7 protein-coding genes and 1 pseudogene are annotated in these 6,288 nt (G+C 57.3%); 2 read left to right on the forward strand and 6 right to left on the reverse strand.

Annotation, left to right across the window (positions count from 1 at the left end; genetic code table 11):
• Positions 1–34: 34 nt before the first annotated feature.
• A complete protein-coding gene (locus DTS01S_RS28180) occupies positions 35–2,383 on the reverse strand; it encodes a bifunctional salicylyl-CoA 5-hydroxylase/oxidoreductase (RefSeq protein WP_016454669.1) in 2,349 nt (782 codons plus the stop codon).
• Between the two features lie 187 nt (positions 2,384–2,570).
• On the opposite strand from DTS01S_RS28180, the gene DTS01S_RS28185 reads away from it, so the two are divergent.
• Entirely contained in the window at positions 2,571–2,825 is a 255-nt protein-coding gene (locus DTS01S_RS28185) for a DUF7661 family protein (RefSeq protein ID WP_017407498.1), read from the forward strand.
• Positions 2,822–3,568, forward strand: coding sequence for a hypothetical protein (locus DTS01S_RS28190; RefSeq protein ID WP_017407497.1), 747 nt, complete (start codon positions 2,822–2,824; stop codon positions 3,566–3,568). The genes DTS01S_RS28185 and DTS01S_RS28190 overlap by 4 nt, the downstream gene beginning before the upstream one ends.
• 19 nt (positions 3,569–3,587) lie before the next feature.
• On the opposite strand, the gene DTS01S_RS28195 is transcribed toward DTS01S_RS28190, so the two are convergent.
• The 5 genes and pseudogenes from DTS01S_RS28195 to DTS01S_RS30985 form a co-directional block, all read right to left on the reverse strand.
• Positions 3,588–3,989, reverse strand: a complete 402-nt coding sequence (locus DTS01S_RS28195) for a hypothetical protein (RefSeq protein ID WP_026062915.1) — start codon at positions 3,987–3,989, stop codon at positions 3,588–3,590.
• A 175-nt stretch (positions 3,990–4,164) separates the two neighbouring features.
• On the reverse strand, positions 4,165–4,569 hold the full coding sequence (locus DTS01S_RS28200; protein ID WP_026062914.1) for an SCO4402 family protein: 405 nt from the start codon (positions 4,567–4,569) through the stop codon (positions 4,165–4,167).
• Positions 4,570–4,695: 126 nt separating this feature from the next.
• A pseudogene (locus tag DTS01S_RS30750) lies at positions 4,696–5,036 on the reverse strand (DUF6896 domain-containing protein).
• A 450-nt stretch (positions 5,037–5,486) separates the two neighbouring features.
• Positions 5,487–5,804 (reverse strand): hypothetical protein, encoded by a 318-nt coding sequence (locus DTS01S_RS30755; RefSeq protein ID WP_139223910.1) that lies wholly within the window; start codon positions 5,802–5,804, stop codon positions 5,487–5,489.
• Positions 5,801–6,288: DUF6973 domain-containing protein (locus DTS01S_RS30985; RefSeq protein ID WP_082774949.1), on the reverse strand; the 488-nt coding region annotated here is incomplete at its 5' end. The genes DTS01S_RS30985 and DTS01S_RS30755, both read right to left, overlap by 4 nt.

Raw genomic sequence — 6,288 nt, forward strand, 5'->3', positions numbered from 1 at the left:
GGGGAAGGCGCGAAGCGACTCAGGGGGTGTAGTTTCATTTCGCGTCCAACTGCGCCATGGCGGCGGCGCGTTCGAAGTTGGTTTCCAACTGGCGCTTGCCGGGCTGGTACTGCGGCGGCCAGTCCACATCGTGGGCGCCCAGGCGTGCGGCCTCGCGCAGCGTCCAGGCGGCATCGGCCAGGTGCGGACGCGCCAGCGCGCACAGGTCGGCCCGGCCCGAGGCGATGATGGCGTTGGCATGGTCGGCCTCGAAGATGGCGCCCACGGCAATGGTCGGTATGCCGGCCTCGTTGCGCACGCGGTCGGCAAACGGCGTCTGGTACATGCGGCCGTACACCGGCTTCTGGTCGGGGCTGACCTGGCCCGAGGAGCAGTCGATCATGTCGGCGCCCGCCGCCTTGAAGCGGCGTGCGATCTCCACCGCATCGTCGGGCGTGATGCCGCCCTCCACCCAGTCATGGGCCGAGATGCGCACCGACATGGGCCGGTCCTGCGGCCAGGCTGCACGCACCGCCTCGAACACCTCCAGCGGAAAGCGCAGGCGGTTGTCCAGGCTGCCGCCGTATTCGTCGTCGCGCCGGTTGGTCAGCGGCGAGATGAAGCTGGACAGCAGATAGCCGTGCGCGCAGTGCAGCTCCAGCCAGTCAAATCCCGCTGCCGCGGCGCGCCGCGTGGCGGCCACGAAGTCCTCGCGCACGCGGTCCATGTCGGCGCGGGTCATGGCGCGGGGCACTTGCGAGAGCCCCTCCAAGTACGGTAGTGCCGACGCCGACAGCAGCGGCCAGTTGCCCTGCTCCAGCGGATGGTCGATCTGCTGCCAGCCCAGTTGGGTGGAACCCTTGCGGCCCGCATGCCCCAGCTGCATACCAATGTGCGCCCCGCCCTGCGCGTGCACAAAATCAACGATGCGCCCAAAGGCCTGCGCCTGCTCGTCGTTCCACAGCCCGGGGCAGCCGGGCGTGATGCGCGCGTCGGGCGAGGTGCAGGTCATCTCCACCATCACCAGGCCCGCGCCGCCCATGGCGCGCGCGCCCAGGTGCACCAGGTGGAAGTCGCCAGGCACGCCGTCGGTGCAGGAATACATGGCCATGGGCGAGACCACGATGCGGTTCTTCAGCCGCAGGCCGCGCGCCTGGTAGGGCGTGAGCATGGGCATGGGCGGGCGGCGGCCTTCGGGCACGGTCTCGCCCGCATGCTCGGCAATCCAGCGCTCGAAGCCCTGCAGCCAGGCGGCATCGCGCAGGCGCAGGTTCTCGTGCGAGATGCGCTGCGAGCGCGTCAGCAGCGAATAGGCGAACTGCTCCGGCTCCAGGCCCGCATAGCGCTCCACGTTCTCGAACCATTCCGTGGAATTGCGCGCCGCGTTCTGGATCTTGAGCACCTCCACGCTACGCACCTCCTCGTAGTGGCGCAGGCCGGCCTCGATGCCCCCCGCAGACCGCAGGCTGCGCGCCAGCTCGATCGCATCCTCCAGCGCCAGCTTGGTGCCCGAGCCAATCGAGAAATGCGCCGTGTGCGCCGCATCGCCCATCAGCACCACGGGCACGCTGCGCGGGCCGCGCAGCGTGTCCAGCGCATTCCAGTGCACCCAGGTATTGCAGATCACGCGCGGAAAGCGGATCCAGATGGCCGAGCCGCGCAGGTGCGTGGCATTGCTGACCAGGGCATGGCCGTCCAGCCAGGGGGCGAACAGCTTCTCGCAATAGGCAATGCCCTCTTGCTGGCTCATCTGCTCTATGCGGGCGGCCTGCCAGGTCTCCTCGGGCGTCTCCACGATGAAGGTGGACATGCCGTCTTCATAGCGGTAGGCATGGGCCTGGAACCAGCCGTGCTCGGTCTGCACGAAGGCGAAGGTGAAGGCATCGAACACCTTGGTCGTGCCCAGCCACACGAAGCGGCAGCGGCGCTGGTCGATATCGGGCCGAAAGGTATCGGCATAGCGCGTGCGCACCTGGCTGTTGATGCCGTCCGAGGCGATGACCAGGTCGGCGTCGTACTCGCGCGCCATCGCCTGGTCGTCCTGCACGAAGTTCTCGAACACCAGCTTCACGCCCACGTCCTCGCAGCGCGCCTGCAGGATGTTGAGCAGCTTCTTGCGGCCTATGCCGATGAAACCATGGCCGCTGCTGCGCAGGCTCCGTCCCTTGAAGTGGATGTCGATATCGTCCCAGTGGTTGAAGGCGTCACCAATCGTGCGGGCCGACACCGGATCGGCCTCGCGCAGGTTGTCCATGGTGGCGTCCGAGAACACCACGCCCCAGCCAAAGGTGTCGTAGGGCCGGTTGCGCTCCACCACCGTGACCTCGTTGGCGGGGTCCTGCAGCTTCATCAGCAGGCCGAAGTACAGGCCGGCGGGACCTCCACCGATACAGACGATCTTCATACCGCAAACCCTTTTCTCGCAGGGCGACGGCACAGGACGCCCCAGGTTCAGAATCCAGGCCCAAGAACTTTAAGCCTGAATAGTTTAGGTTTGAAATATATAGACGAAACGCCGGCACGAACCTAGGGAGAACACGCATGAGCTCCTCGACAGCCGCTACGATGCCGGATCGCCAGGAGGATCTCCCTTGGAAAAATACCGGTTCAATGTCTTCGGCCGCATCATCGCCATCGAACGCGCGCAGGCCCAGTGGCGCTGCTTCAACGTCGGCGCCGACGGCAAGCGCGCCCCCGCCCTGCTGGCCATTCCCTGCGATGTCACCCACGCCGAACTGGCGCAGTACCTCTACGACATCTATCACGAGAGCGCGGCCGCATCGGACCAGGACATCTTCGAGATCACCCCCGGCACCACCATCCCCTCACCCAGGAGTTCCTCTTGACCCAGCAAACCGAAGTCCGCGAACTGAAGCCGGGCCTCACCCCCTTTCCCGCCGCCGCCGACATCTTCGTGGCCGACCAGCCCTGGCTGGCCGAGCACCTGCTGCCGCTGATCTCCATCGACCTGGGCCTGGTGCGGCCCGAACTGGCCGGCACCGTGGTCCACATGCTGTGCCCCGTCGAGCCCTTCGAGGGCTGCATAGGCGATGAGACCGAAGCCCACCACAACGCCTTCACCGCCCCCAACTGGTTTGCGCTGGAACTGACGCCCGACAACCGCTACCGCTTCCTGGGCAACGAAGGCTTCTTCCAGCGCGCGCCGCAGCATGGCGGCCAGTTCACCAAAGACGCCTACGCCTGCGAGCACACCGACGAAATGCTGGCCAGCCACGCCAAGGCCAGTGCCTACTACGCCCAGCATGGCCGACTGGCCAGCTACTCGCGCTACGGCAAGGGCGAGCCCGTGGAGCAGGACTACCTGGACAGCCTGGGCGGCGGCATCTGGTACGGCAACTGGACCAGCCACCCGCCCATTCCCCCGGCCTTTCAGCTGGACGAGGCGGAGAACGCCGGCATGGGCGATGAACTGGAAGACGACGGCATCCGCATCACGCGCGACGGCAAGCCCTTCTTCCACGTGGCCAACGTGGCCGGCTACAACTGGTGCGCCACGGGCGCGGACAGCATCCTGCTGTTCTACGAGCCGGAAAGCCGCACGGCGCTGTTCACCTTCGACTGGACCTGAGCCGGCCGAGCAGCGCCGCTCAGACGCGGCCCTGCTCGGGCGTGACGATCAGATGCGCCAGCAGCGGCCGGATGCGATCGTCCTGGTAGTAGCCGCCGTATTCCGTGTAGCGCAGAAAGGCGGCATTGCAATGGTGGCAGCGCCAGAGCGTGCAGCGGTTGTACGGGTGCCAGCCCAGGGCGATGGGGGCATCCGGCGACCACTGGTTCGTGCCCTGTGGGTGGTATTCATCAAGCAATTCCCGTGTCTCCGGCGTGCCCAGCGCACCAATCTGCTGCAGATGCGAAGTCTTGTCCGCACCCGACAAGGACTCCCAGCCCGGCCTCCACAGCACAGCGCAGTCCGCGCATCGCTGCTGCTCGGCCGCCGCAGTAGCGAAGGCTCTCAATTCGGGTTCGGGAAGGGGGGTTGAAGTTGTCATGGAACGGGGCCTCGGTTTCCATGGATTGTCCGGCAGGTTTGGGGGACGGGCTACCAGTGGAAAACATCTTGCTGTTCCACGAACCTGGAAACGCTACGGTACTCTTCACCACCGACTGGACATCACGATCAGCCATGGCCTTGCCCCGGCTAGTCGGCTGGCAGGCATGCCCGTGTCAATCCAGCGGCTCGGGGCAGCCAGCGGCGTTGCTCCCCTCCAGACAATCGAACGCCCTTTCGGCATAGGCCACCACTCTCGTCCATTCGCCAACTTGCATGTAGAAGCTGTTCGGCATGTCCGTGCCGTACGCCTCAAAGACGGCATTGATGGCATCCACCAACTGCCTCATCAGTCCTGCCTCCTGCTCATCAAGAAGAATTTCACCGATCGCCATACGAGCATCACTGCCAAGATCCGTATCGTCAAAAATGAAATGTATGGCCAAATCAAGATGGTCGTATTGAACGTCTGCAGGAAAGTCCTGATTCACCCAGGCTTTCATCTGATACTTCAAATCCTTGAGTTTCCTCAAATATCCGAGCAATTCCATTCTCATTTCAGGATATTTCAAGCGAGGCATCTCAATATCTTCCTATCCTGTTACCCGCCGATTGTGAGTAGCCCTGGAGCTTGTTATGCATTTTATAAAATCAATAAGATTTTATCCCCTTTATTAACTAGATTAACAATTAAATTAATGACAGCATTAAGATGAAAGTAACTTATAATACCCCGTCGGCAGCACCTTCACGATCTCTCCTGTAGATTCCAAATAAATCAAGGCTGATTTAATTGCATCATCAGCATATTGGTTTTTGAAATTAAATCCAATCGATTCAAAATAGAAGAATAATCTATTTGCGCTAAAAAATCTCCATTCGACAGGAAATAATCATTTATATCAATAACCGCACCTTCATGAGAGAACTCATAACCACATCCATGCTTTTTAAATTCCCACTTATTCATCTCCTCATCAAAAACAAATCCGCTGCGAGGAAGAAATTCTATATTTGATAGCTTCACAAGATCACTATGGGTTCTCATGAAAGAAAGATGTAGAATCTCCTGTTTTTCTACATATTTTTTTATGCCAAAAGCAATATTTTTGATAAGGGAATAATCTACCACAATCAATACCTTGTTCTATTTGAACGAGCAACGGCGGCGTCTTAAGCGTGCCCCCAGCAGCCGCATCGCCTTGTGGATGCCCTGCGGGTTGTATTACTGCAGCGCATTGCTCCAGGGATACAGCTTGGCTGGCCCTCGCCGGTCCGTCAGGGCTATTGGTGTGCCCGAGTGGCCGCAATGGCAGTGGTAGTGGTGGATAGCGCTGTTACCGGCCTGCTGAAATGTTATAGATCGACGTGCACACCCACCTTTGCATAGATGCAATATCAAAAGTCTCGCTTAACTGCATGAGTGCATTAGCCAAGAAAAATCTATGCCACTTGGCACTAGTCTTTATCCCACGGAATATTAAATCATGGTAATATTTTATTTACCAAAACACCCATATTTACCCATCGAATTATTTATCACCATTTCTTCACCAGAAGAAATTATTTCTTTATTTTTTATAAAGAAATAAGTAAAAATTCCGTCATCCATTGATTCTTTATATTTCATATTATCTTTTATATTATTTGAATATTTCTTCAAATCCTCAATAATAAATAATTTGGGCGTATATGGCGGAAATATGCAAACAAAATCGTAATCTCTATTTATATAATAACTAAAATCATCTTTTTTAAAGAAATACCAACTCAATATTATTGAAATAATAATAATTGCTGTTAATTTAATTTTCATGGAATTTGCCAATCTTGGCTTGTGGTGAGCGCGCCAGAATCTTTATCTATAAACCATAGACTGCCATCATCAAGACTATCTTGGCATTTATTTTCACAGTCATTTTTTGTTTTTGAAGATAGCGAGCAATTTCTGCCTTTTTGATTGTTGTGCAAATCCATTATTTCCTCCTTTTTTGCTTGACCTGCTTTTGTTCCATACTCCTCGTGAGTATCGCCAACAGATTTCGCCTGGTCTACCCCCATCCTTAAGCTCATAATGCAAGACCAATAACAATGACGGAATGCATCGCCCTTTCCATTGTGCAACTCATTTCTTGGAAATTTTCTCTGAGCTGTAGACAGGGCATCTTTATTATCAGATCTTGTACTAAGAGCATCCCATGGCCCGATATTCCATATATGACTCAGCTCTTCCATCAAACCTAGTGGATCTATGCCTTTGTTTGGATTTTTGACATAAATATTCTTATTGACCCCACCTG

Source organism: Delftia tsuruhatensis NBRC 16741, from assembly GCF_001571325.1.
GTDB classification, from domain to species: domain Bacteria; phylum Pseudomonadota; class Gammaproteobacteria; order Burkholderiales; family Burkholderiaceae_C; genus Comamonas; species Comamonas tsuruhatensis.